The organism is Endozoicomonas sp. ALC020 (genome assembly GCF_049275935.1).
Taxonomy (GTDB): Bacteria; Pseudomonadota; Gammaproteobacteria; order Pseudomonadales; family Endozoicomonadaceae; genus Endozoicomonas_A.
In genome coordinates this window covers 1,788,806-1,814,823 of sequence record NZ_CP184830.1, presented here as the reverse complement: position 1 = coordinate 1,814,823, position 26,018 = coordinate 1,788,806, and the positions used below count along the sequence as shown (strand labels likewise).

25 protein-coding genes are annotated in these 26,018 nt (G+C 47.7%); 10 read left to right on the top strand and 15 right to left on the bottom strand.

Translation table 11 applies throughout. The features are described 5' to 3' along the window. Window positions 1-30: 30 nt before the first annotated feature. The gene (locus tag ACOJUO_RS06090; protein WP_422139244.1) at window positions 31-228 is read right to left on the bottom strand and encodes a type II toxin-antitoxin system VapB family antitoxin; all 198 of its coding nucleotides are present in this window, start codon (window positions 226-228) and stop codon (window positions 31-33) included. A gap of 266 nt (window positions 229-494) precedes the next feature. Between ACOJUO_RS06090 and dsbB the strand changes: the two genes are divergently transcribed. Beyond that, a complete protein-coding gene (gene dsbB, locus ACOJUO_RS06085) occupies window positions 495-1,049 on the top strand; it encodes a disulfide bond formation protein DsbB (protein ID WP_422139243.1) in 555 nt (184 codons plus the stop codon). Here dsbB and ACOJUO_RS06080 read toward each other — a convergent pair. Then, window positions 1,033-1,662 (bottom strand): helix-turn-helix transcriptional regulator, encoded by a 630-nt coding sequence (locus ACOJUO_RS06080; protein WP_422139242.1) that lies wholly within the window; start codon window positions 1,660-1,662, stop codon window positions 1,033-1,035. The two genes, dsbB and ACOJUO_RS06080, sit on opposite strands and share 17 nt — an antisense overlap. Window positions 1,663-1,774: 112 nt before the next feature. Between ACOJUO_RS06080 and ACOJUO_RS06075 the strand changes: the two genes are divergently transcribed. Continuing rightward, window positions 1,775-2,185, top strand: a complete 411-nt coding sequence (locus ACOJUO_RS06075; RefSeq protein ID WP_422135837.1) for a VOC family protein — start codon at window positions 1,775-1,777, stop codon at window positions 2,183-2,185. Window positions 2,186-2,371: 186 nt separating this feature from the next. On the opposite strand, the gene vapC is transcribed toward ACOJUO_RS06075, so the two are convergent. The 8 genes from vapC to ACOJUO_RS06035 all read right to left on the bottom strand — a co-directional run bounded on the left by vapC (window position 2,372) and on the right by ACOJUO_RS06035 (window position 9,916). After that, window positions 2,372-2,785, bottom strand: a complete 414-nt coding sequence (gene vapC, locus ACOJUO_RS06070) for a type II toxin-antitoxin system tRNA(fMet)-specific endonuclease VapC (protein WP_422135836.1) — start codon at window positions 2,783-2,785, stop codon at window positions 2,372-2,374. Beyond that, window positions 2,785-3,024, bottom strand: coding sequence for a type II toxin-antitoxin system VapB family antitoxin (gene vapB / locus ACOJUO_RS06065; protein WP_422135835.1), 240 nt, complete (start codon window positions 3,022-3,024; stop codon window positions 2,785-2,787). Before vapB ends, vapC begins: the two co-directional genes overlap by 1 nt. A gap of 95 nt (window positions 3,025-3,119) precedes the next feature. After that, window positions 3,120-4,091, bottom strand: a complete 972-nt coding sequence (locus tag ACOJUO_RS06060) for an alpha/beta hydrolase (RefSeq protein ID WP_422139241.1) — start codon at window positions 4,089-4,091, stop codon at window positions 3,120-3,122. Between the two features lie 64 nt (window positions 4,092-4,155). Beyond that, window positions 4,156-4,800, bottom strand: a complete 645-nt coding sequence (locus ACOJUO_RS06055; RefSeq protein ID WP_422135833.1) for a transcription termination/antitermination NusG family protein — start codon at window positions 4,798-4,800, stop codon at window positions 4,156-4,158. Between the two features lie 196 nt (window positions 4,801-4,996). Further along, window positions 4,997-5,962, bottom strand: a complete 966-nt coding sequence (modA, locus tag ACOJUO_RS06050; RefSeq protein ID WP_422135832.1) for a molybdate ABC transporter substrate-binding protein — start codon at window positions 5,960-5,962, stop codon at window positions 4,997-4,999. Between the two features lie 304 nt (window positions 5,963-6,266). Next, entirely contained in the window at window positions 6,267-7,430 is a 1,164-nt protein-coding gene (locus ACOJUO_RS06045; protein ID WP_422135831.1) for a phosphoglycerate kinase, read from the bottom strand. A gap of 328 nt (window positions 7,431-7,758) precedes the next feature. Continuing rightward, window positions 7,759-8,922 (bottom strand): methionine adenosyltransferase, encoded by a 1,164-nt coding sequence (gene metK, locus ACOJUO_RS06040; protein WP_422135830.1) that lies wholly within the window; start codon window positions 8,920-8,922, stop codon window positions 7,759-7,761. Between the two features lie 22 nt (window positions 8,923-8,944). Further along, on the bottom strand, window positions 8,945-9,916 hold the full coding sequence (locus ACOJUO_RS06035) for an ArsR/SmtB family transcription factor (RefSeq protein ID WP_422135829.1): 972 nt from the start codon (window positions 9,914-9,916) through the stop codon (window positions 8,945-8,947). A 316-nt stretch (window positions 9,917-10,232) separates the two neighbouring features. Here ACOJUO_RS06035 and ACOJUO_RS06030 point away from each other — a divergent pair, with 316 nt between their 5' ends. The 3 genes from ACOJUO_RS06030 to tkt all read left to right on the top strand — a co-directional run bounded on the left by ACOJUO_RS06030 (window position 10,233) and on the right by tkt (window position 14,025). Then, on the top strand, window positions 10,233-10,757 hold the full coding sequence (locus ACOJUO_RS06030; RefSeq protein ID WP_422135828.1) for a MerR family transcriptional regulator: 525 nt from the start codon (window positions 10,233-10,235) through the stop codon (window positions 10,755-10,757). A gap of 80 nt (window positions 10,758-10,837) precedes the next feature. Next, window positions 10,838-11,860, top strand: a complete 1,023-nt coding sequence (gene arsB, locus ACOJUO_RS06025) for an ACR3 family arsenite efflux transporter (RefSeq protein ID WP_422135827.1) — start codon at window positions 10,838-10,840, stop codon at window positions 11,858-11,860. 167 nt (window positions 11,861-12,027) lie between these two features. Next, window positions 12,028-14,025 (top strand): transketolase, encoded by a 1,998-nt coding sequence (gene tkt / locus ACOJUO_RS06020; protein ID WP_422139240.1) that lies wholly within the window; start codon window positions 12,028-12,030, stop codon window positions 14,023-14,025. 257 nt (window positions 14,026-14,282) lie between these two features. Here the strand turns inward: tkt and ACOJUO_RS06015 are convergent, their stop codons facing one another. The 4 genes from ACOJUO_RS06015 to ACOJUO_RS06000 form a co-directional block, all read right to left on the bottom strand. Then, window positions 14,283-15,641, bottom strand: a complete 1,359-nt coding sequence (locus tag ACOJUO_RS06015; RefSeq protein WP_422139239.1) for an SET domain-containing protein — start codon at window positions 15,639-15,641, stop codon at window positions 14,283-14,285. A gap of 498 nt (window positions 15,642-16,139) precedes the next feature. Next, window positions 16,140-17,075, bottom strand: coding sequence for an ankyrin repeat domain-containing protein (locus tag ACOJUO_RS06010; RefSeq protein WP_422139238.1), 936 nt, complete (start codon window positions 17,073-17,075; stop codon window positions 16,140-16,142). Between the two features lie 449 nt (window positions 17,076-17,524). Then, a complete protein-coding gene (locus ACOJUO_RS06005) occupies window positions 17,525-18,700 on the bottom strand; it encodes an ankyrin repeat domain-containing protein (RefSeq protein WP_422139237.1) in 1,176 nt (391 codons plus the stop codon). Window positions 18,701-18,821: 121 nt separating this feature from the next. After that, window positions 18,822-19,493 carry a thiopurine S-methyltransferase gene (locus ACOJUO_RS06000; protein WP_422135822.1) on the bottom strand — a complete coding sequence of 224 codons (672 nt, stop codon included), beginning with the start codon at window positions 19,491-19,493 and terminating at the stop codon, window positions 18,822-18,824. 330 nt (window positions 19,494-19,823) lie between these two features. Here ACOJUO_RS06000 and ACOJUO_RS05995 point away from each other — a divergent pair, with 330 nt between their 5' ends. From ACOJUO_RS05995 to ACOJUO_RS05975, 5 genes are all read left to right on the top strand, one after another. Further along, on the top strand, window positions 19,824-21,140 hold the full coding sequence (locus ACOJUO_RS05995) for a Bcr/CflA family multidrug efflux MFS transporter (RefSeq protein WP_422135821.1): 1,317 nt from the start codon (window positions 19,824-19,826) through the stop codon (window positions 21,138-21,140). A 118-nt stretch (window positions 21,141-21,258) separates the two neighbouring features. After that, a complete protein-coding gene (locus ACOJUO_RS05990) occupies window positions 21,259-22,269 on the top strand; it encodes a type I glyceraldehyde-3-phosphate dehydrogenase (RefSeq protein WP_422135820.1) in 1,011 nt (336 codons plus the stop codon). Between the two features lie 135 nt (window positions 22,270-22,404). Then, complete coding sequence (gene ahcY / locus ACOJUO_RS05985; protein WP_422139236.1) at window positions 22,405-23,802, top strand: adenosylhomocysteinase; 1,398 nt, start codon at window positions 22,405-22,407, stop codon at window positions 23,800-23,802. Window positions 23,803-23,890: 88 nt separating this feature from the next. Then, window positions 23,891-24,742 (top strand): methylenetetrahydrofolate reductase [NAD(P)H], encoded by an 852-nt coding sequence (metF, locus tag ACOJUO_RS05980; protein ID WP_422135818.1) that lies wholly within the window; start codon window positions 23,891-23,893, stop codon window positions 24,740-24,742. A gap of 82 nt (window positions 24,743-24,824) precedes the next feature. Then, complete coding sequence (locus tag ACOJUO_RS05975; protein WP_422139235.1) at window positions 24,825-25,550, top strand: 16S rRNA (uracil(1498)-N(3))-methyltransferase; 726 nt, start codon at window positions 24,825-24,827, stop codon at window positions 25,548-25,550. Here the strand turns inward: ACOJUO_RS05975 and ACOJUO_RS05970 are convergent. Beyond that, window positions 25,516-26,016, bottom strand: a complete 501-nt coding sequence (locus ACOJUO_RS05970; RefSeq protein ID WP_422139234.1) for a chemotaxis protein CheW — start codon at window positions 26,014-26,016, stop codon at window positions 25,516-25,518. The two genes, ACOJUO_RS05975 and ACOJUO_RS05970, sit on opposite strands and share 35 nt — an antisense overlap. Window positions 26,017-26,018: the final 2 nt, after the last annotated feature.

Below are 26,018 nucleotides of genomic sequence, written 5' to 3'. Positions count from 1 at the left end.
GTAGCCGGGCCGCAGGCCCGGTTTCCAGGGTTAGTCATCGTCAACTCTCAGGCAATCCAGATCGCCTTCCCAGTTGAGCTTTCCACGATATTGTCTGATCAATTCTTGCCTGCTCAGCTTGATCAAAAGCCTGAGTCCTTTTTCAATAGCCTCACGCTTCGTTTTTAACCCGGTTATTTCAAGGGCATCACGCATGAGCGTTTCATCAATGACTGTATGGATTCTCATAACAGCGTCTCGTATAGAGCATATGTTGAGTTGATTCTCTGGATATGTTTTAGACTGTAAATCAGAAGTCGGGAGAGAATTTCTTAATTGCTTTGAAGTCTTCTGAAAATGTCGATAAACAGCTCCTATGGAAACAATTGATCCCGTCAGTTTCTTGTAATGTGTCTTACACTCAACAGGGGCATGCAGTATCTTTAGCTGTCGGACTCCAAGTTGAGTCTCCAACCTACTCAGAACAATATACAGGCTTTTGGAGAAGCGCTGTTTTGACGAAACTCTCTCATCTCTGGACTGATTTCAGAACGGATCCTCTTGGGGCTATCCGTGACTGGCAGAATGCCAGAACCACCTGGCTGATCATGCTGCTGACGGTTGTTTTTCTGGAGTCTGTAGCCCTTTATTTTCAGTACGTCATGTATCTGGACCCCTGTGAACTTTGTGTTTATCAGCGTCTGGCTGTATTGCTGATTGGCCTAGCAGCCCTGATCCTGCTGGTGGCGCCACGAAACAAACTGGCAAGAGGTCTCGGATACATCATCTGGATTGCCGGTGCTGCCTATGGGTTGGATGCTTCGATCAAAATGCTGGGCTACTACACGTCTGCAGACTTGTTCATGACCTGCAAGGCTCTGCCTAGCTTCCCATTCGATCTGCCGCTTTATGATTGGTGGCCTCAAATGTTCCTGCCGTCCGGTTTCTGCGGGCAGGATGGCTGGCTATTCCTGGGAATGAATATGGCTCACTGGATGACGTTTATCTTTGGCGTTTATATTGCGGCTTATATGCTTTGTCTGATCAGTCTGTTCAGGAAATCAAAGTAATCGAGTAAGCACACCTTCGGGCGCCCCGGAGTATATGTTCCAGGCGCTCAACCCTTGCCATCCCCTCAAAAAGTTCTGCAAACACTTTTAATTCTGACTGGCAGAACCCCTGACAGGCCTTGGCTGCTGAGCAGATCGGGCAATGGTTTTCATAGAAGATAAACCCCACATCGGTGGCTTCGTAATCTGCCATGTATCCTTCCCTGGAGCGGACCTTGGCCAGCGCTTTTATTTTGCCTTCCAGATCTTTATGGCTATCGAGTGCCTCATGATATTGTCGGCCTGTTTCTTTCGAGCGATGTTCTATCAGTTCATCCAAGCCCTGTTCACCAAATACATTCTTGATGGAAATCAGCATGTCTACCGTAAGCTGATCATGACGATCAGGAAAGTGTGACTGCGACTTTTCCGTCAGCCGCCAGAGCTTCTTGGGGCGACCGACTCCTTTACAGACTTCCTCACTGGATACCAGGCCTTCTTTCTCCATTCTTTCGAGATGTTGTCTGGCACCCATGCTGGTGATGTCGAGTGTCTTGCCCAGTTCCACGGCAGTTTTTGCACCTTCCTTCTTCAGGAGCTGGAGGATTTTGTTTTGGGCTTTTTCACTTTTCATGGCCTCAGTATATGAGGGGGGACTTAGTTAGTAAATAAAAAACTTTACAAATTAAAACCGTTGCCATAGCCTGAATATGTAAATAAAAAACTTTACATATCTGGAGAGGGTTATGAACGCCTATCTTGAACATGCCAATATCACCGTCCCCTCAATTGATGAAGCCACTCGTATTTTGGGTGCGGCTTTTCCTGATTTTCGGATAAGAGGTGGAGGAGAGTTCCGTGGCCGCCGCTGGGTACATTTTGGCAATGACACAACTTATATGGCGCTGAATGAATACCCTGAAGGTAAAGCGAGTAAACCAGACTACAGTCACTTTGGCGTTAATCATATTGGCTTTGTGGTTAAACAGCTTGATGAGCTGGATCAAAGACTTAAGGAAGAAGGTTATAAGTTGATTCCGGACTTTCAGGAGGAAGGCGATTTCCGCAGACGTCATTACTATTGCGACGGTAATGGTATGGAGTGGGAGTTTATTGAGTATGCAACCGAAGACGTATCAAAAAGAAATCATTACTGAATTAAAACTAAGGCACTAAAATAATAAACCCTGTGTCGTTTATTAGTCTGCTTCACTGAGGATTACCTTCGTTTATTTTGGTTGCCGGTGCTTCTAACTTAAACGGGTAAGCCTCCGTATTGAAGAAGGCAGTGTCAGATCCTGTCTATCTCCAGCTAGCTGGCCGTTTTGAGCTTCGTTTGTCTTTTATTGCCCTCTTTGCTCAAGCCAGTTCTCGACCCGTAGCCCTTCTACGCGATCAAACTCTCTTACATTATTGGTTACAGCAATCAACCCTTCACTGCGTGCATGAGCGGCTATATGCATATCATTAACATCTATCACCAATCCCTCTCTTTCAAGGTTTGCACGTGTATTGCCGAAGTGAGCAGATGCCTTAGGGGTATATTCCAGGACCTCCAGCCTGCTGACAAAGCTCTCGACGTTATCCCTGTTTCTTTTCGGATTGGCGCTTTTTTCTACACCGTGAAGTAGCTCTGACAATGTGATGGAGCTTATAGCAATCTGTCCATCATAAGCATTGAAAACAGATTGCAGTTCCGCTGGCCTGCGTTTTATCACGTAAATCGAGATATCAGTATCAAGTAAGAACTTCAACATCAGAATTCCTCTCGACCTCTCTGATCCTGAGAGGCTCGTTCAGCCATAAACTCATCGGTGACGCCTTCTGCAGGGTCTGCATTAAAGAATGAGTCCCAGGTCTTTCCCAAAGGAGAGAGAATTCGATCATTGCCACGAACCCTGACGCTGACTTTTTTGACGCCATCAGGAAATTGGGTTTCTGCGGGGAGTCGAACAGCCTGTGTCCGGTTGTTAACAAAGACAGTACCCTGAGCCATCGTTGCCACCTTTAGGTTGATGATATATGCAAAATTTTTATCTCAATGACTATATGGCAAGTTTTAAAACTTTGGGACTGACAGCAAAACTGACCTCAGGCTGACTGGGCATTCAGCTTGCTGGTCAACCAGCTGAGATAATCATCAATGGTTTCGTCCAGCTCATTGGGCAAGTGGTGTCGGGCATCTTCTAAATAGTAGACACTGGGCTGGGTATAGAGCTTCTCAAGTACAGGAATATTGTGTTTGGCATCGACCGTACGGTCGAATGTACCCTGCAGAATAAGCGGGCTGACCGATGATTTTATCTTGCTGGATTCAATGCGCCTGATCCAGCGATCCATCGCCAGTACCCATTGTATGGGCAGAATGGTGGCGGACAGAGGATCGTTGTGGGACAGCTCTAGAAACGATTTTTTTCTGGAATTTCGGGTGTAAGTCCGGGGCAACTGGGTAATGAACAATTTCGCCAGCTGCAGCTGCAATCGTCCCAGTGTCCAATTCCAGGGCCTGACCAAAGGAGCGGATAAAATGACCTGTTCGAAGGGACTGGCCTTGTGATGGGCCTCGCGGTTAATCAGGCAGTCTGTCAGGATCGCGCACCCTGTACTCTGGCCAAAAGCATGCCAGGGTTTGGGCAGGTGACCTTCACAATGTGTCAGTATGTCTTCAAGAATCAGAGTGTAAACAGAAAAATCCGGGATAGTGGCGGGCTTGCCGCTGGAGAGCCCATGACCGGGCAGGTCATAGGCCAGAACATTGAAGCCCTGTTCAAGGAGGAAGCGGATGATTCGGGCGAAGAGTCCAACATGGTCGTAGTAACCATGAAGAAGAAAAAAAGTGCCTCTGGCATCGCACTTCTCAAACAAATGGCAGGCCAGCTTGTAGTTGCAGCTGTCGATTGTCCCCATAAAGTGACGAACATCCGCTGATCCGGTTTCAAAATTGATACCATAGAAATCAAGGTATGCTTTGATGTCCGGATTCTGGCCAGCGATTGAATCCCGGGCTCCCAGAGGAAAAACCAGAGGTTTGATCTGTTCCTTAAGGTTTTCAGGATTCAGCATAGGGTGCTCTGTTCCTATGTTGGGCTCAGGGCTGTCGTTAATCCTGAACGGGTTGCACCTTTCATCAGGCTTTTTCCAGATCCTCTAGCCTGACTTCTATTTGCTTCTCGGAAACGACTTCACAGACGGTATCGCCTTGTGTATTTCGCTGCATTTTGATGTATTGCACCAGAATCATACCCCGAGCAGACCCGACGTTATTTATAAACGTCATCTCCAGTTTTTGATAGAGAGGATGATTCATAATGACTTTGTCACCTTTTTTAAAGCTGACCCCTCTGCCTGAGCCCGTACCTTCACTTTCTGCATGACTATTAAGCGTTTCGACAATTAACCGGATATCCTTGATCACTTCATGGCCATTTGGGATAGGTTTTGGCAGCAGGACTTGCACATCCTGCTCCTGACTTTTGCTCAGGCGACCATCTTTATGGAGCTGGCGGGTAATCCGGTTAAAAGAGATGATCTCGCAGACGCCTCGGGTGGAACGTATCTTGTGGAAACGATCCAGATCCTTGAGGTCCAGGTAAAGAAATACATAACCGGGAAAGAGAACCTCTTCCTTCAAAAGGCCCCTGATTCGAACCTTTACCATCGGGCAGTATGCATCAAATCCTTGGGTTTCAAGGTTTTCCTGGGCTCTCTGCTCTTGACGAGGCCTGGTTTTAAGCAGGTACCATCCCTCTTGCAAGCACTCTTGATTCTGCATACATATTCCCTGAATGCTTTCTGCTATATAAAACGAAAGTGCAAATAACCTGATGTGGAACTATCTGACAGTGACTTTTAACGGTCACGCGTTAACTGTCACATCAATAACGGCTATTGAACTGATTGCACTTTGATCTGAGCAGCCACATCTCGATGTCTATTAAAAGTGCCTCATTATAATTCCCATGGTCGAACTATGCACCGCTTAACATCCACATTGCTGTATTTAACCAGACGATAACCAGCGCAGCTTTGGGGTAGCGTGACTCGCGTTTGTGGAGAGACACTGCGGGACTGGGGACAAGGTTTAAATCCTGTTTTTTGGCAGCTGCTCTTTGATAACCATTGTACCCAATGAATCTCTGCGTTTCATCGGAGAGAAGGTATTCGACCAGAGTTTTGGCAGCGGCCTCATGCTCGGTAGCCTTGAGGATGACCAGCTCTTGAAGCAGTGGTGTGTAAAGTGACTGCGGGACTAAAGTTACACTCACTGGGAAAAGAATGCTATTGAAGTCGACTTCTTTCACCTGGGAAAAAGGCGCAAAACCAGCATCGGAAGAATTTTTTATATTGGTCCATGTTTCCCTGACATGGTCATTGTAAGAGAGCCTATCCTGATCTCTGATTATTCGGTAAAGATAATATTTTTGAAGGACGGACACAGCGGCGTGCCGGTAGGGTGCAGCTTCCCGGTCTGCAATGTGAATTGTTGGAGGGTTGTTATCTATAAGGTAGGTTTTTATGTCGTTGGGTTTTAACGGGCTCCGCTGACCGTGCCAGAATGCCAGCAAACCCTGGGCATAGATCTTCCTGGAATTTGCTAGAATCTTATTCATTTGTTCCAGTTCTGCCGTCTTTAAATTGTCAGCAGATAGAAACAGATCAAATTTCTGAGTGTTGTCACTGACCCGGTACCTCAGGTCTTGAGAAGTGCCATAGTACAGTTCCAGGGTGTGACCATACCGTGACTGGAACTGCCCTTTCAGGCTTTCCAGAACATGTTGAAAGCTCGCTGCCACAGCAACCTTGATAGTGTCAGCCTCTGATAGGGGAGTAATGGTGAGCAGGCATCCAAAAATGAAAGTCAGAATCGGCAGGTCAGGAATGGCTTTCAATTTAGAGAAAGATTTTGGGTGTCTAACAAAACGAAAGTGAAACAAGATTTTTCTCCACAACCCATTGAGCGAGTTACAGAGCTTAGTTTAGGTTCCAGGAGGCTGACCGAGAATAGACTGCCCCACGCGGCAATTGCTTTAGCTCCTGAGACCATGCAGCGGCAGCAAATTGGTCTGAAAATCCACTTTTGTTCGTCAAATAGCTCGCTATTTTCCCCACAAAACCGAATTTTCGTCCTCAATTTTCTGCCGTCCTCGCTACGGGGTCGCCTAGACGGGGTCGCCTAGACGGGGTCGCCTAGACGGGGTCGCCTAGACGGGGTCGCCTAGACGGGCGCTATTCTCTATTTTACTGACAGGCTTCTTCCAGCATCGCCACAGCCGGGAGCTTCTTGCCTTCTACAAACTCCAGGAAGGCACCGCCGCCCGTAGAAATGTAAGATACTCGGTCTTTAATTCCATACTTGTCGATTGCGGCCAGAGTATCACCTCCACCGGCGATAGAGAAAGCGTCAGACTCGGCTATGGCCAGAGACATGGAGCGAGTGCCTTCACCAAACTGGTCAAATTCAAAGACACCCACAGGGCCGTTCCAAAGAATGGTTTTAGAGGACTTCAGAATTTCATTGAACAGTTTCTGGGTTTGGGGGCCTACGTCAAAGATCATGTCGTCGTCTTCTACTTGTGATACCTGTTTAACGACAGCGGTTTCATTTTCATCAAATTTCTTACCGCAGATTACATCTACAGGCATAGGTACGTTAACCTTTTCCATCAGTGCCCTGGCATTAGGGATCAGATCTTCTTCGTAAAGGGATTTACCGACATTGTGACCGGCAGCAGCGAGAAAGGTGTTGGCAATACCGCCGCCCACGATCAGCTGGTCGCAGACGTCAGATAGGGATTCCAGTACCGTCAGTTTGGTGGAAACTTTGGAGCCACCCACGATGGCACACATTGGACGCTCAGGGTTTCCCAAGGCTTTACCCAGGGCATCCAGTTCACCCGCCAGCAGGGGGCCTGCACAGGCAATTTCAGCAAATTTACCCACGCCGTGAGTGGATGCCTGAGCACGGTGTGCGGTACCGAATGCATCCATTACATAGACATCGCACAGGGCTGCCATTTTTTTAGACAGTGCTTCGTCATCGTTCTTTTCACCCCTGTTGAAACGCACGTTCTCAAGAATGACCAGTTCACCCTCGGCAACGTCAAAACCACCGTCGACCCAGTCTTTGATCAGGCGAACCTCTTTGCCTAGCAGGTTGCCAATGTAGTCTGCAACAGGCTTCAGGGAGAACTGTTCGTCGTATTCACCTTCTGTCGGACGACCCAGATGAGAGGTTGCCATGACTTTGGCACCGGATTCCAGAGCGCGCTTAATGGTGGGCAGAGAAGCAAGGATTCGTGCATCGCTGGTGACTTTGCCATCTTTGACCGGAACGTTGAGGTCTTCACGGATCAGGACTCGTTTGCCAGCCAGATCCAGGTCGGTCATTTTCAATAGGTTCATCAGGGTCTCTCCCTATGCACGGGGTCAATGAAGATCGACTGCTGTCTGGATGAGACAACAGTACTGAAGGGTAGAATTGGCATGGACAATAGCACAAAAATATGGCGCCCGGTACGTACCTTTAGCCTGATATGAACCAAATCAACAGGCTTTCAGGAGTTAACGCGGGACAACAAAAATTTCATTGTAAAATCGTCGGTCAACAGACTCGGAAGGAAGGTTTAACAGAATTGGATAGAATATGTGATCAGTTGCTGAACCGGCATTTATACAAAAGCTGAAAGGGCTGCACAAAGCAACCCTTTTATTATTTTATTAAATGTATCGATTACAGACCTGCTGCAGCTCTCAGTGCGTCAGCCTTGTCGGTGCGCTCCCAGGAAAATTCTTCCTCTTCACGACCAAAGTGACCGTATGCGGCAGTAGCCCGATAAATTGGACGCTTCAGGTCCAGCATATCGATCAGACCCTTAGGACGCAGATCGAAATGCTCACGAACCAGCTCTTCAATTTTGGCATCAGCAATCTTGCCAGTACCGAAAGTGTCGATAGAGATAGATGTGGGCTCCGCAACACCAATCGCATAAGACACCTGGATCTCGCACTTGTCAGCCAGGCCAGCAGCCACAACGTTCTTGGCCACGTAACGACCTGCATAAGCAGCAGAGCGGTCAACCTTTGACGGGTCCTTGCCAGAGAAGGCACCGCCACCGTGACGAGCCATACCACCGTAGGTGTCTACAATGATTTTGCGCCCTGTCAGACCACAATCACCCACCGGGCCTCCAATCACGAAAATACCGGTTGGATTAATGTGGTAACGGGTCTCTTCATGGAGCCATTGCGCTGGTATAACCGGCTTGATGACTTTTTCCAGAATTTCTTTCTGCAGCTCTTCCTGGGAGATGTCAGGGTGGTGCTGTGTCGACAACACCACGGCGTCCACACTTTGTATTTTGCCTTCGCTGTCGTAACGCATGGTGACCTGGCTTTTGGCATCCGGGCGCAACCAGGGCAGGGTACCGTTTTTACGCAGCTCGGCCTGACGCTTAACCAATGCGTGAGAGTAGTAGATAGGGGCAGGCATCAGTACCGGTGTTTCATTGGTCGCGTAACCAAACATCAGACCCTGGTCACCCGCGCCCTGTTCATGCCCATCTGTTTCATCAACACCGACAGCGATGTCCGGAGACTGTTTGCCAATAGCATTCAGAACGGCGACACAATCACCGTCAAAGCCGAGGTCGCCATGGTTGTAACCAATGTCAGTGACCACTTTACGAACCAGTTCTTCGATATCAACGTAAGTGTCGGTACGCACTTCACCCGCTACAATCACCATGCCGGTTTTTACCATGGTTTCAACCGCGACACGGGCTTCCGGGTCATCCTTGAGGATGGCGTCCAGAATAGCGTCGGAAATCTGGTCGGCAATCTTGTCCGGATGACCTTCGGAAACCGACTCGGAAGTGAATAGCGTGTAATCTGCCATAGTCGTCTTTCGCCTCTTGAAACTATTCAGCCCAGGGTTTAAAAAACCGCCTGACCTGAATCTGAAAACCATTACGCAGCCCCAGATACTGGGACTCACCTATTGCCAGACCTGCATCCAGTGCCCAACCGTCAAGGTCTTCAACACTGAATCCAAGCCACAAATCGCCACAGGATTCCCGCACCCAATCCTGATTGTGACTGCTGAGTTCACTGACCAGCATACTGCCACCGGGCTTCAACAGTTCTGAAACGCGGGTGAAAATACCAGAAGGACTGGCTACATGGTGTAACACCATGTTAGCCACTATGCAGTCAAACTGACCTTCCAGCGCATTCAGGGTATCTATTTCCCCATGAATGCACTCAACGTTTTTCAGACCCCGCTCTTTTACCCTCTGTTGACTGATGGCCAGCATTTCTGCGGAATTGTCCACAGCATAGACCCGCTGAAAATTCTCACTCAGCGTTGCCAGAAAATCGCCCTCACCCGGTCCCAGCTCCAACACCCGCTGATGGTCAGGCAGTTCAGTTTTTTCCAGAACGTCGGCCACACATCGGGCGTAGAGATCATGATCAGCAATGAGTTCCTGATGCTGACGAAACTGATCCACATTACGGGCAAAGAACGCCATGGATTGCTCCGCCCTTTGGCCTCTGACTTTTAATAGACGACCGGTCAGGGAAGGCGACAACGACAAAGTGTCGACCGCTGAAAAAAGGGAACGCATGACATCACTACTGATTCCTTCCGGAGGGGGCAGCGCCCGACGGTAAAAAATGGTATTACCTTCCTTGCGGGTACTCACAAGTCCGGCCTGAGAGAGAACCTTGAGATGGTGGCTCATGGCAGGCTGACGCATATCGAAGAGGCTGCTGAGTTCAAGCACCCCGAAAGAGTCTGTGCTCAGAACTCTCAGGATTTCAAGCCTCAGTACGTCGCCATAGGCTTTTCCCAGAGCGGCAAGCTGTTCGACTGATCCTGATTCCGACACGCAAGGCTCCTCACCGCTGCACCGTTGACTTCTCGCAGACGGCCAGAAGATCCTATTCCGTCTATCCAAGGCGGAAGTCTAGCAAGCAGTACATGGTATATCAAAACTTTTTGATATAGATATTCATACGGGACGGGGTGATTTAACCTATGTCGACCTGTCGTGTGGGTTTATCACCGCGACAATGCAAATTGAGTGTGCAAATTGGATGCAAGCAATAACCTTAGTTGACTCGGATGAATTTGCTTTGATTTTCCGTTGACTCGTCTATTAGTGTAGGGCTGAGAATTGACCGCGTATTCACCGGAGAGGCCAGATGCTTACGGTTACCCAATTGGCCAGAAAGTTCGATATATCTCGCACTACCATTCTCTACTATGAGCGTGAAGGTCTGTTAATGCCTCACACTCGATCCGGGAATGGCTACCGATGGTATGGGCAACATGAAATCAAGCGCCTTGAAGCGATTATGGCTTATCGTGCTTTCGGAATACCGATCAGCAATATTGTACGGCTTCTCGACGGTGAAGACGAAATGGAGCAGGAACGCATTTTGCGTGGCCAGCTGATGGCTCTTGAGCACGAGATCCAGAAGTTGCGTCAACAGCAAAAGGCTATCGTGTTGCTTCTTAAACAACCTTCATTACTGGAGCAAAATATGGTCAACAAAGATCGTTGGGTAGAGATTATGAAAGCGGCCGGGTTCAGCGAGGAGGATATGAAAAGCTGGCATCAGCAGTTTGAAAAAATGGAGCCGCAGGCACATCAGGAATTCCTGGAGTCCCTGAGCATTGATAAAGAGGAAATCGATAAAATCCGCGTCTGGTCCAGGCAACCCTGAAACCGATAGACTTTCCACCCAGTCCACCGATAATAGCTTTTGCCGCGACATCTGGCGATTTAAGAATATGAGGTCAGCTTATGGGTATTTTTGAACGCTATCTCAGCCTCTGGGTTGCTTTGGGTATTTTTGCAGGGCTTTTTGGTGGACTGCAATTTCCAGAATTTTTTGAGGTTCTGGGTCGATGGCAATACGCCAGCATTAATCTGGTCATTGCTGTACTGATCTGGCTGATGATCTATCCAATGATGATGCAGGTGGATTTTTCTGCCATTAAAAACGTTCGTCGTCGTTCAAAAGGGCTGATCGTTACCGTCACTGTTAACTGGCTGATCAAGCCTTTCACCATGGCACTGCTGGCCGTATTGTTTATTCGCTATGTTTTTGGCGACTGGATCAATCCTGAGCTGGGTAAAGAGTACATTGCCGGTATGATTCTACTGGGTGTCGCACCCTGTACTGCCATGGTTTTTGTCTGGAGTCAGTTGACCAGGGGAGATCCTAACTACACTCTGGTTCAGGTCGCCATCAATGATCTGATTATGCTTATTGCGTTTGCGCCTCTTGCCGCCTTTTTGCTGGGAGTAACAGAAGTATTTGTACCCTGGAATACCCTGTTTCTGTCCGTAGGACTGTTTGTGGTGATTCCAGTGCTTGCAGGCTGGTTGACCCGTAAAGCTGTTCGCAGCGAACAAACACTGAGTCGATTTTTGACAGGCACCAAGCCCTTTTCGATCATTGGATTAATTGGCACGGTCATTCTTCTTTTTGGGATCCAGGCCAACACGATTATTGCCCATCCCCTGAATATCTTCCTGATTGCCATACCCCTGATCATCCAGACCTATCTGATTTTTGCCATCACCTATTTATGGATGAAGAAGTGGAAGCAACCCCATAACATTGCCTCACCCGGTGCAATGATTGGAGCCTCCAACTTTTTTGAACTGGCTGTTGCCGTGGCCATCAGTCTCTTTGGACTGAACTCCGGGGCCGCTCTGGCAACGGTTGTGGGTGTGTTGGTGGAAGTGCCAGTGATGTTATCGCTGGTCGCCTATGCCAATCGTACACGACAGTCATTCACTGAACGGGAGTCTTCCTGATCACTGACTTTCGACTTGCCGACGCCCCATATTTTCACAGGCAATAGCTATCAATAAAATGTTCAGGTGATTCAGGATAGTCATATATAGCGATTTCAGTTTCCGACTGAAGGCATTAGAATAGCGCCAATTTTAAAACAGACTGGATCTTCGGAGCCCTGATTCCTATGTCCTCACGTCGTGAGCTAGCCAATGCCATCCGCGCCCTGAGTATGGACGCTGTACAGAAAGCCAAGTCCGGACACCCCGGTGCCCCAATGGGTATGGCTGATATTGCTGAAGTATTATGGCGTGATTATCTGAATCACAACCCGGCTAACCCCCAATGGGCTGACCGTGACCGTTTTGTTCTGTCCAACGGTCATGGTTCCATGCTGCTTTACTCTCTGCTGCACCTGAGCGGTTACGATGTGTCTGTTGAAGACCTCAAGAGCTTCCGCCAGTTGCACTCCAAAACCGCAGGCCACCCTGAGTACGGTTACGCTCCGGGCATCGAGACCACTACCGGTCCTCTGGGGCAGGGTATTGCTAATGCCGTGGGTATGGCTGTTGCTGAAAAGACCCTGGCTGCACAGTTCAACCGTGAAGGTCACGAAATTGTTGACCACAACACCTATGTCTTCATGGGCGACGGCTGCATGATGGAAGGTATCTCCCACGAGGTGTGCTCGCTGGCAGGGACTCTGGAGCTGGGTAAACTGATCGTTTTCTACGACGACAATGGCATCTCTATTGATGGCGAAGTAGAAGGCTGGTTCACCGACGACACCGTTCAGCGTTTCGAATCTTACAACTGGCACGTTGTTCCAAATATTGACGGTCACGATCCGGAAGCGATCCGTGCTGCTATTGAGGCCGGTCGAGCTGAAAAAACCAAACCTACCCTGATCTGCTGCAAGACTGTCATCGGTTTTGGTTCTCCCAATAAGGAAGGCAAGGAAGAGTGCCACGGTGCACCTCTGGGTGACGAAGAGATCAAACTGACCCGCGAGCGTCTGGGTTGGGAACACCCTGCTTTCGAAATCCCGTCCGACATCTACAGCCAATGGGATGCCAAAGAAGCCGGTGCTGCCAAAGAAAGCGCATGGAACGAAAAGTTTGCTACTTATCAGGCTGCTCACCCGGAACTGGCTGCTGAATACCTTCGTCGTCAAAAAGGCCAACTGCCTGCTGACTTTTCTGCAAAGGCCGATGATTTCATTAAATCCTGTCAGGTAGAAGGTGAGAAAGTGGCCAGTCGTAAAGCTTCCCAGAATACTCTGAATGCTTTTGGTCCTTTGTTGCCTGAACTGCTGGGTGGTTCTGCTGACCTGGCGGGCTCAAACCTGACCTTGTGGAGCGGTTCCAAAGGCGTTAAACCTGCTGATGCCAGCGGCAACTATGTGTTCTATGGTGTGCGTGAATTCGGCATGACCGCGATGATGAATGGTATTGCCCTGCACGGCGGTTTTATCCCTTACGGTGCCACCTTCCTGGTCTTTATGGAATACGCCTGCAATGCTGTGCGCATGGCCGCTCTGATGAAGCAGCGCGCTATTCTGGTTTATACTCACGACTCGATTGGTCTGGGTGAAGACGGCCCTACTCACCAGCCGGTAGAACAGATTGCCAGCCTGCGTATGACACCAGACGTGAATGCCTGGCGGCCCTGTGACACCGTTGAGTCGGCGGTGGCCTGGAAACATGCGATTGAGCGTGAAGATGGCCCCACTGCACTGATCCTCTCCCGTCAGGGTCTGCCCTGTATGCACCGTGAAGCTGATCAGGTGGCCGACATTGCCCGTGGTGGTTATGTACTGAAGGATTGTGAAGGCACTCCCGAACTGATCCTGATCGCTACCGGTTCTGAAGTGGAACTGGCCATGAACGCTGAAGCTGCCCTGACTGCCGAGGGTCGCAAGGTTCGCGTGGTATCCATGCCATCTACTGACGTCTTCGATGCTCAGGATGCGCAATACAAGCAGAGTGTTCTGCCTCTGGAAGTCCCTGCCCGTATCGCGATTGAAGCCGCTGCAGCTGACTTCTGGTACAAGTACGTTGGCCTGGACGGACGGATAATCGGCATGACCACTTATGGTGAGTCTGCGCCGGCCGGTGACCTTTTCCCATACTTCGGGTTTACTGTAGAAAATATTGTTGCTGCGGCTGAAGAGATTCTGGACTGATAAGTATCTGGCCAGTTGGTTTAGCATATTCTGGCGAGTGGATTTTTTCATCCTTCAAGGCGCAACGACGGGCGCGTAGCCATAGCTACGCTACCAGAGTTGGAACGCAGAAGGATGGAAAAAGCCGCAGTCCAGAATATGCGAAACCAACTGGTTAGGTACTTGGCAATAGCAGGGAAATCATTGCTCTGAATGGCTTTTAAAAGTGTTTGAAAAAACGGCAGATGATTGATATCAACTGCCGTTTTTTTGTTCTGCTATAAGAAGAAGTTTCTCCATTTTAATTGTGAAACGGTAACCCAGGTTTGTTTTCCATTAAAAATTGTATTCGTTAAATGCTCTTTCAATTCTTCAATACTTTTAGGCGTTAATTTATCTATAAAAGTTTTTTTTCGTTGTCCGGTTTTCCCCGGAAATAGATGTGAAGCCAGATCATTTAAAATTGAAGATTTATCAGAAAAAATGATTTTGAGAAGGATCTTCTGAGAGAGAGCTAATTCTGTATCAATGTCATTAAGAGTTGCGGGTGCATCATTTGTTTTGTGAATCTCGTGTAGTGTTTGTATGATCTCATCAATTTCATCAGCAAGTTCTTTTGGCAGTATAATCTCTTTGTTCATTGTTTTTGCTGATCTTTTTTCCCCAGTGTGTAAATCTTTTAGATTCAGCTTTTTAACCCTGTCGATTATCTTGTTTCTTTTTTTTTCGGTTGTTTTTTCCACATCTGACTTGCTGAAGTCTATTTCAGAGTCTTCCTTATTTTTATCGTAATCGAATAAAAGTTCTTCTCCTGGTTTAATATCTTTTGTAGTGACCACTCTCAGTTGAAGACTGTCCTGATCCCCCCATTTTACAGTCATACTGCCTGAATAGCGTATAACGATATTGGGATCCTTGGAGTGATTAAGGAATCGGATATCCTTCTTACCGTCACGACCAATTTCAATGGCCGGTCTGCCAGATTTTGCAATAGACGCGCCCGACCATACGACAAAGGAGTCATTTTCCGGGAATTCGATCTTACTGTTCACAGTGTTCATCGTAAAGACATGATATTTGCCGGTATTAGAATTACGGATTCTGTACACCAATGGTCCTTCGTAGTCACATACTTCCTCATCCTTTTTGAAGCTCCGGGTAGCAATGACACCGGTACCGTGAACCACGCCTGCTGTTGAGGTTTTGATACCGGGAGTGGATTCAGTGCCTGGAGATGATGGAGTTGTTGCTCTTTCTGAATCCGGAGATTCAGGGGAATACATCGCTTCTTGTCCATTAGCAAAAGGGTTCCCATTACTCTGAGTAAAACGGAGAAGCTCAGAGGATATCAAGTCGCTGAAAGATGACAGGCTTTTTATGATGTTTGAATAATTTTCTCCGGGAACTACCCTGGTCTTTCTGGCTTTTAAAAGAACCATTGTATGGTTAAGTATCGTCTCTGTATCATCAAAACAACCACTATTGCAACTGGATGGCAGAGATTTCCCGGCTGCTGCGTTTCCTTCAACTTGCCGCAAGCATGATTTCTTTGCCGGGGGAGCAGCCGTGTCTGTTTCGTCAAATCGACGTAAGGTTGGCATTAGGCGAAGATCTGATCCAGATCCAGTGGGTTGCATTGATATATCCTCAATGGTTTTCTTGATATTTCACTGTTATTGACCGTAATAATCGTTTTAAGTTCAAAAGCGTCTCAGGTGCTACCTCAAAAATAGTGATCTACCCAATTCATAATTATTTGTATCGCTGTTTCTTTACAAAAGTGGTCAGCCACGTATTCAGCCATCAACCCATGGTTATGTGCTGCCTCTACCCATGTTCGGATGAGCACAACGGTAGATTGGTCTGAAAAAAACAGCCACCCCAAAAGTGCTTCTAACGCTGGAAACTCTGTTCCCATACAACTATTTCCCATCTGTTGGAAGGGTATAAGTTTGGCTCAGTGTCATGCATCTAACAAACTAAAACCTGACTGTGATTTGAGGCTCGCTTGATTTGGCAGATCAATGGATTTGACTTAAGGAGTTAATCTTTTCATAGCAAGGGCTGTTACATTCAAGCATTTAAGGAGTTAACCGGAATAGATGCAAGAAAAGTCATGGGTTATACACCCATGATTATCTCTCTAACATAGCTCTGATAATAAGCTGGGCATGAGAAGGAGGTATATTATTATTTATATCAATGTTTGTTACTCCAGAGTCAGGAAGGAAGGAAATTTGAACATCGGATTCTCTAAAAGGTGGTAGATTCCTTTCATTACGATAGTCTGTGAGTAATTTTTTGATTTCAGAGAATGAAGCGCCATTATCTTTGTGACTAAACGCACTATTAAGAACGTCAACACAATGGCCCGCTCCATCAAGAATTTGAGTGTTGGCTTCCCACGTTAATAATTGCTCCACAACATTTGGATACCTACCAATAACTGCAAGCATGAGTGCTGTTCGTCCATTAGTTCCATTTACTACTTCAAATGTCTGGTCCAATTGTTCCTGATTCACATACAAAGCCTTCACTAAATCCAGTTTTCCGAATCTGCAGGCAAGAGCAAAAGGAGTAATTGCAGAGTAGTAAAGATTATTAATAACATGAAATGATCTTGTGCACTTGGAAATTTCATCGGCTCCATACTCGGATATCAACCTTTTAGCTTCTGCAATATCAGCGTCGGTACTATCAGCGTTTGTAATGACCCATACGAGTCTATCCACAAACTCTTCAAGCTTCTCACGGCCTGTAGAGGTAGCCATGGCATCACTTTTCGTCGTTTTGCGCGGTTGAGATTCGGTATCCGGGTCATCATGGGATGGTCTTCTTTGTGCTTCGAAATTATTCTCACCGTCGCTTCGATGAGCATCATATGCCAGAGAGGGCACATCAATGATGCGATCCGCGATGGGAGTAGCAGATGCCTGGTTATATTCTTGTGAAATCATTTGTGACTGTGGGCCGATGATTGCGACAGTGACACCTAAAAAAATCGCACCACTCTCATCTAGTGTCATTGAAACATTCACATCAATCAGACGTGGTTGCTGTATGTCAGTCATTGGGATATTCATATTTAAACAAGTCCGTAAGTAATTGTGTTTGAAAACGGCTATGAGCTTTAATATCTCAATGTCTCTGACAATACTAATTAACTAAAGTTCCTTCTTGCATTTCGAAAAATGCAAATTACTCAAAAAAGAATGATCATTCAAGATAAAACGCCATGTCTTGACGCCAGGATATTCTTGGCAGCGTTAATTTTGGAATGCTCGGCACGACTACAGGCAATATATTTAAAACCTACTTTTGACTTGCGGTTGTCTTCATTTTGTAGATCAATCTCACTGACTTAAGCTGTTAAGCTTTTCGCAGCGAGGGACAACCAGATTCAAGCACCTGAGAAATTGACCGGAATAGATGCAAGGTAAGTCATAGGTTACACACCCATGACTATTCCTTGGATAAAGGTTCATCTGTCTTCTGTCATCTGAAAGTTACACACCCATGACTATTCACTGGATAAAGATTCGAGAAGGTTCGGGTTTTCAGAAAAGAGGTGTTCCAGTAGCTCCGGGGTTTCACGACGGAGACGACTGACAAAACCCGGATTTTCAGAAAAGAATTTTTCAAGTGCCTTCGGCTGTGTAGTAAGGAGATATACCAGAAACTCCGGGCTTTCACGACCGATCTGCATGAGACAACCCGGGTTTTCAGAAAGGTATTTTTCAAAAATTTCCGGATGTTCAGAAAGGAATGCTGGAAGGTTAATAGTAGCACTCATTTCCCCAGTATCTTTAATGTAATAACCATGAATAGCGGGTTCTTTAAAAGGTGGTAGATTGTTTTCTTTGCGATAGTCTATTAATAATTCTCTGATTTTAGTGTATGTATCTTGTTTGCTGCTGTTAAAAACTGAATTAAGCTTATCAGCACAATTGTTATCTTCATCAACAATTTGAGGGTCAGCCCCCAAGTCTAATAATTGCTTCACTACATCTGCATGGCCATGATTAACTGCAAGCATGAGTGCCGTCCTTCCATTAACCCCATTTTCCATATCAAATGTCTGGTTTAATTGTTGCTGATTCACGTACAGAGCCTTCACTAAATCCAGCTTACCGAATCTGCATGCAAGAGCAAAAAGAGTAATAGCAGTGTAACGTCTAGTGATATTTGTATGATAAGAAAACGGAACTGTTAACTTGGCAAGTTCATCGGCACCGTACTCGGATATCAACCTTGCGGCTTCCGAAGTATCAGCGTCAGTGCTTTCAGGGTCTGTAATCACTTTAAAAAGGCTCTCTGCAAAAGGCTCCAGATTGTCGCGCCCGGTAGAGATAGCCATAGCCTCACCTTTCATTGATTTGCAAAGTTGAGATATGGTGCCCGCGTCATCACTGAATGGCCTTTTTTGTGCTTTGAAACTATCACTACTATCACTTTGAGCCGTTTCATTTGAAGTTGAAGCTTGTGCATACGCTTCAATATTACGATCCACGATGGGTGTAGCAGAGTTTTGGGTATAACTTTCTGGTAAATTTACTTGTGGTGGTAGCTTCAAAGTTGAGAAAACGTAAAACGAAGAAACCTCATCATTCTTATCTAGTGTAACTTTAGTAGTCACTTCTCCAATAGTCGCACCATCATAATTTAATGGACCAATGCCAGTTTTTGATATATCCATGTTCAAACATCTCCGTAAGTTATTTAATGTAAATACGCTTGGGAATTTCATTCCGTTGTCACATGTAGACAGCGATAGTCAACCAAGGTTCCCTCTTAGTTTTGAAAAAAACGCAAATTTCTCAAAAAAGACCGGGAGGCTGAGAACTTAATGCGAGTTTGTAGACCACTTCAATCAGCTCGTTGACGCCCTTCTCTCTCAGGTTGGTTGATGCCGGTGCGCTGTGTGTGTCCAGCTTAATTACTTCAAACTGCGGTGAATAAAGTGCTCTGACTTCATGCTCCTCGACTGAGAAAGGCGGGCCGGACACCAGGTCCTGATCGTACTCAACAGTGATTAATAGGCCTTCTTGTAAATGGGGCGCAGCGTTTGCCAGATGGTTGACATACTGCTGCCTCATCTCCCGGGGCAATGCAACCAGAGCAGCACGGTCGTAAAAAACGGTGCTTTGGATGGAACCTTCCGGCAAAGCAAAAAAATCACCTTCGAGGATATGGATATCATCGGCTTGCCAATGTCGGTAACCCTGAGCCTCTTTCACTGCCGGTTGCAGTGCCTGCTCCTGATAGAAGGACTCAACCGCTGTTTTTACCAACTCGGTGCCGATCACTTCCAGTCCCTGCTGCCTGAGCCAGACCATATCCAGGCTTTTGCCACACAATGGCACCAGCACTGACCGGGCTTCTGACAGGTTCAGTTGGGGCCAGTATTTCAATAATGTCGAGTTGAACTCAGATCTGTGGAAACCAATCCGTCCTTCTTTCCAGCGATTAACCCAGTCAGGATTGCTCATTGTGTCCTCTCATGCATTCAAGTCGTATTTGGTTTGATTTTGGCGATCAGCACTGACGAAACACTGACAACGGCGAAGCTCAAGAGCCTATACCAGAGTGCAACCCTGATATTATAAATTTACCTATCAAATATATTTTTTTATGTCGATAAGATTTAAGATAGCGGTGTAAAACTGCCATCTCTTCTGTATACGACAGCGAACTTATTTTTATTCCTCAATCCTGCGACGGCAGTGTCGCAACCTTTCACTTGTGCAGCTCAAACAGAAGGAATACAGCACAAACATTTAATGATTTCAGCGCCTCATCCGCTTGATCGAAGGAAGTACATGACCATCAATATCGAAAGCAGTCCTGAGCCAAAAGCAACCAGGCAAGAAGATAAAAAGCAGGGCATTTCAATGAGCCATAGCCGTGACAGGCTACTTTTCATATTGACCCTGGGCGCTTTAACCGCACTTGGCCCTATGGCAGTGGATCTCTATCTCCCGGCAATCCCCGCGATAGCAGAAGATATGGGAGAACCCCTGAGCATTATCCAGTATACACTCAGTGCCTATACCGTAGGCTTTGCCCTGGGACAGCTGTTGTACGGACCTCTCTCAGACCGCTTTGGTCGCAGAAAAATCATGTTTCCGGGTCTGGTTGCTTTTCTTGTTACCAGTGTCTTGGCTTCACTCTGTGAAAACGGCTTGCAACTGATTATTGTCCGGGTTCTGCAAGCTATGGCCGCCTCTGCGGTTATGGTCACTATTCCTGCCATGGTTCGGGATCTGTTCTCAAGGCAGCAAAGCGCAAAGATTATGTCGTCTATTTTAATGGTCATGACAATAGCTCCTCTGATTGCTCCCCTGCTGGGAGGTCAGATGCTTAAATTCATGGGTTGGGAAAGTCTGTTTATTTTTCTGGCTGTCATGTCCGCACTTGCCATGGTGCTGGCCGCTTCAAAAGTTCCGGAAACCCTCCCGGAGGAGAAAAGACTGGTGATTCCTGCCAGTCAGCTGTTCCTGATCTATCTGTCCGTCCTGAAAAACCGGGAAGCTATGGGCTGTATCCTCTGCCATGGGTTTTTCTTTGGCGGTATGTTTGCCTTTATTGCCGGCTCACCCTACGTGTATATCGAGCTGTATGGGGTCAAGCCAGAGCATTACGGACTGCTGTTTGCTGTCAATATTATGGCCATGATGGTCATGAATATGATCAATATCCGTCTGATAGATCGCCTGCCACTGTTCACTATCCTGAAAACAGGGAGCATTCTTGCCAGTATCAGCGCAGTAGTGATGTTGGTTAATGCAAAGTTTGAGATCGGCGGGCTGGTTGGGTTGATGATTCCTGTCGTGATTTACGTCAGCTGTATTGGTCTGACAGGCCCTAACTCCAACGCTCTGGCCCTGTCTCACTTTCCAAGGTCTGCGGGCACAGCCAATGCTATGTCCGGTGCACTTCGCTTTACCATTGGCGGTGTTTCTTCTGCGGTGGTTGGTCTTTTGCATAATGGAACTGATGTACCTATGACAGCGGTAGTAGCCGTTTGTGGTTTGCTCTCCTTCGTATCCTTGCTAATAGTCAGGAATAAGGGTGTGCCATCGGATGAAGTGATGCCGGAAGACACATCCGATTCTGAAGTCCGGACTTCCGCCTGATCATCAGGAACAAGCGCCCTGCCCTGGCAACAAGGTAGGGCAAATATTTTTTATCCCTTCACTAGTTGCGCTTATAATACCGCCTCAATTCAGCAGTAATGAGCCTGACAGCAAGACTATGTTTCGAATAGCCATCAACGGGTACGGCCGTATCGGCCAGTGTGTTCTTCGTGCTCTTTACGAGAATGGTTATCGCAAAGACTTGCAGGTTGTCGCCATTAACGAGTTGTCCGATGAGGACACCCTGACCTATCTGACTCGCTATGACACCACTCACGGTCGCTTTCCAGCCAAGGTAGAGTCGGAGGAAAATCAGCTCATAGTGGCAGGCGACCGGATTCAGCTTATTCACGAAGCCCGGCCTGAAAATATTGACTGGAAAAGTCTCGATATTGATCTGTTGCTGGAGTGTTCAGGGTCGTTTAATGACAGGGCAATAGCAGAGCAACACATAGAGAGTGGAGCCAGAAAGCTGCTTTTTTCACAGCCCGCTCAACCGGATGTAGACGCCACTATTGTCTACGGTATCAATGAGCAGGATCTCAGTCGTGATCAGCGCATTGTGTCCAGTGCTTCATGCACCACCAATTGCATTGTTCCTGTTATCAAGACACTGAATGACGCCCTTGGTATTGAGTACGGTAGTATCACAACTATTCATTCGGCGATGAATGATCAACCGGTGATTGATGCTTATCATCACAGTGATCTCAGGCTGACCCGCAGTGCGTTGCAGTCCATCATCCCCGTAGATACCGGCTTGGCAAAGGGCATCGACAGATTGCTTCCTGACCTTGGCGGCTGCTTCAAAGCCAATTCAATCAGGGTGCCCACCATCAATGTTTCCTGCATGGATCTCTGCGTTCATGTCAATCAGGAAACAACCGGAGAGGAAGTTAACCGGATTCTGGAACAAGCTACCCATGGACGTCTGGAGGGGATTCTGGGTTTCTCTAATGAACCCCACGCATCCGTAGACTTCAACCATGATGCCCGCTCATGTGTGGTCGATGGTACCCAGACCAAGGTGACTTCAGGCAAGCTGATCAAGCTGCTTTGCTGGTTTGATAACGAGTGGGGGTTCTCCAACCGTATGCTGGATGTGGCCAACCACTGGCTGAGGCAATAGGAAAAAGCTGGCCGGTTGATTGAATTCCCGACCTGTTGCTTATTTGAAATCTATATCAAAAAAAATTGATATAGGTTGGTGCGACTGTTAGACTTCAACCTGTTTTCGGTAATTACGCATAACAGGATCATACCCATGAGCGCTACTCCTGCAGTTGTTCAGAGCTTTACTGACTATCGAGTTGCCGACATTTCCCTGGCCGAGTGGGGTCGCCGCGAAATTCAGATCGCAGAAGGTGAAATGCCTGCACTGATGACTATTCGCCAGAAGTACCATGATCAGCAGCCTCTGAAAGGCGCGAAGATCATGGGCTGCATTCACATGACCATTCAGACCGCTGTACTGATTGAAACCCTCGTCGATCTGGGGGCTGAGGTCCGCTGGTCTTCCTGCAACATTTTTTCCACCCAGGATCACGCTGCTGCAGCAATAGCAGCTGTGGGTATCCCTGTATTCGCCTGGAAGGGGGAGACGGAAGAAGAATTCTGGTGGTGTATCGAGCAGACCATTCTGACAGAAGAAGGCCAGCCCTGGGATGCCAATATGATTCTGGACGACGGTGGCGACCTGACTCTGATGCTGCACGACAAGTACCCTGAAATTCTGGATAACATCCACGGTATCTCCGAAGAGACCACCACCGGGGTTCATCGTTTGCTGGAAATGCTGGAAAAAGGCACTCTGAAAGTACCGGCGATTAACGTTAACGACGCAGTTACCAAGAGCAAGAACGACAATAAATACGGCTGTCGTCACTCATTGAATGATGCTATCAAGCGGGGTACAGATCACCTGCTGGCGGGCAAAAAAGCCCTGGTTATCGGTTACGGTGATGTTGGTAAAGGCTCTGCGGCTTCACTGCGCCAGGAAGGCATGATCGTTAAGGTCACCGAGATTGATCCTATCTGTGCCATGCAGGCTTGCATGGACGGCTTTGAAGTGGTTTCTCCTTACATTGACGGTGTCAACGATGGCACTGCTGCCAGCATCAACAAAGACTTGCTGGGTACTACCGACATGCTGGTAACCACCACCGGTAACTTGCATGTTTGTGATCGTGAAATGCTGAAAGCGCTGAAGAGTAGCTGTGTTGTCTGCAACATTGGTCACTTTGATACCGAAATTGATACGGCTTTCATGAGAGAAACATGGGAGTGGGAAGAAGTTAAGCCCCAGGTCCACAAGATCTGGCGTGACAAGGGCAGCAATGATCATCTGATTCTGCTCTCGGAAGGTCGCCTGGTCAATCTGGGTAACGCCACAGGTCATCCATCGCGTATCATGGACGGTTCATTTGCCAACCAGGTCCTGGCCCAGATTCATCTGTATGAAGAAGGCTTTGCCAATCTGCCCCCTGCCGAGAAGGCTGAGAACCTGTATGTGAAGGTTCTGCCCAAGAAACTGGACGAAGAGGTGGCAAGCTATATGGTTCAGGGCTTTGGCGGGGTAATTACCCAGCTGACCCAACAGCAGGCAGACTACATTAATGTCGCTGTTGAAGGTCCATTCAAAGCGGATGAGTACAAGTACTGATCTGCACTGAGCCTGCGTCTCTGCGCAGGCTCCTGACGCTTATAGAGAACCGTAAGCGACAGAACAGTGATAAAGGTTTTAATTAACGATGACAACTAATGATAAAAAGCTGACAATCAGCTTTGAATTTTTTCCGACCAAAACGGAAGAGGGTGCTAAAAAGCTCGATCAGACAGCGATTGAGCTCTCCGAATGTCAGCCAGAATTCTTCTCTGTGACCTATGGTGCTGGCGGTTCCACCCGAGACAGAACCCTTGATACCGTCATAAGCGTTCGCAACTGCACTGATATTCCTGCTGCGCCTCACCTCTCTTGTGTGGGCGATAGCAAAGCGCAATTGAAAAGTTTGCTAGAGCAATACCAGAGTCTGGGAATTAATCGTATTGTTGCTTTACGCGGCGATCTGCCATCGGGTATGGGGCGCTCAAACGGTGAGCTGCAGTATGCCAATGAACTGGTGGAATTTATCCGGGCCGAAACCGGTGATCATTTTCATCTGGAGGTTGCTGCTTATCCGGAAGCCCACCCCCAGGCGCAAAACTTTGAAGCGGATCTGATGCACTTCAAACGCAAGGTTGATGCCGGTGCCAGTTCAGCTATTACCCAGTACTTCTTTAACGCTGACAGCTATTTTAACTTTGTTGATCGTGCCATAGGTCTGGGGATTGATCTGCCGATTATCCCGGGTATTATGCCTATCACCAACTACACCCGTCTGGCTCGTTTCTCCGATGCCTGCGGTGCAGAAATTCCTCGCTGGATTCGCAAGCAGCTGGAAGCCTACGGTGATGATATCGACAGCATCAAGCAGTTTGGTGAAGAGGTAGTTACCCGGATGTGTGAAAGGCTCATTGAGCAAGGGGTTCCGGGGTTGCATTTCTACGCCCTGAATCAGGCTGCACCCTCCAGAGTCATCTGTCAGAACCTCAGGCTGGTCTGATCCTGCGGCCAACGCTTCTGGCCGCACGCAGTCCATAGCCTTTCTGTACTCCTGAGAATTACGGCCTCGCCATGAGAACGTCATGAGAAACCCTCGAATCTATACCGATCAGCCTCTGGTAAAAGATCAAGTCGTTGAGCTAAGTGACAGTGCTGCCAATCATGTCGGTAAAGTCCTGCGCATGAGGCCTGAAGAGTCTCTTATCCTGTTTAATGGGCAGGGCGCTTCATGGCAGGGTAGAATCAAGTCTGTGGCAAAAAAAAACGTTGCAGTTGTCCTGGAAGCAGAAATAAGCCTGGTCACGGAATCCCCCTTGAAAGTCCACGTCGGGCAGAGTCTTAGCAGGGGTGAACGAATGGATTACGCTATCCAGAAGGCTACCGAGATGGGCGTGACCGAAATAACGCCGCTCTTTTCCGAGCGCTGTGAAGTCAGGTTGAATGCCGAGCGCCAGGAAAAGCGAGCCAGACACTGGCAACAAATAGCCATCAGTGCCTGTGAGCAGTGTGGCTTGAACAGAGTTCCGGTGATTCACTCGCCCGAGCCTGTTGCGGATTGGATGGCAAAGCAAAACGCTGACCTGAAATTTGTGCTTCACCATCGGACCGATAAAAAACTGGAGGGGTTCGTTCCTCCAGAAACGGTTTCTCTTTTGATCGGTCCCGAAGGTGGGTTGACTCAAGAAGAAATTACCAGCGCCGAGTCGTTAGGCTTTCATGTCCTTGCACTGGGCCCGAGAGTCCTGAGAACGGAAACCGCCCCGGTCACTGCAATCAGTGTGATGCAGTATCTTTGGGGCGATCTGTAAACATTGCCGAGAGCTGTTGTTCCACTTTTTCAAGATCAGGAATGGCAGCAGGAATTTCCTTGATAATGACCCTGAATGTTTCTGCTGAACCTGTATCTGCCTCGATAGCGGGTTGAACGTCACCCGCTGTCAGATCTAATGTTCTGGGGATACCCTGTATCACCATGCCATAAAAAGGCAGCTGCTCATTTCCGGTACTGCTGTGCATTACTGCAATCCGTGCCGTTGCAGAGAACTCTGCAAAACGACCACCGTTGATTCGTTCAAAGGAAATCAGGGGTAGTGTTTGTCCCCGCCAGTCAATTTCACCGAGAAACCATGAGTTTTTCTCTCTGTTACCCGATGGACGACTGTAGTCTACAACATCGGCAATACAGGAGGCAGGCAGCAGAAGTGGCTTCTGCTGCATCGGGATCAAACCGGACTTCAGGCTTCTGCTTTCCATAGGTTCAGGACTGCCCGTCATGA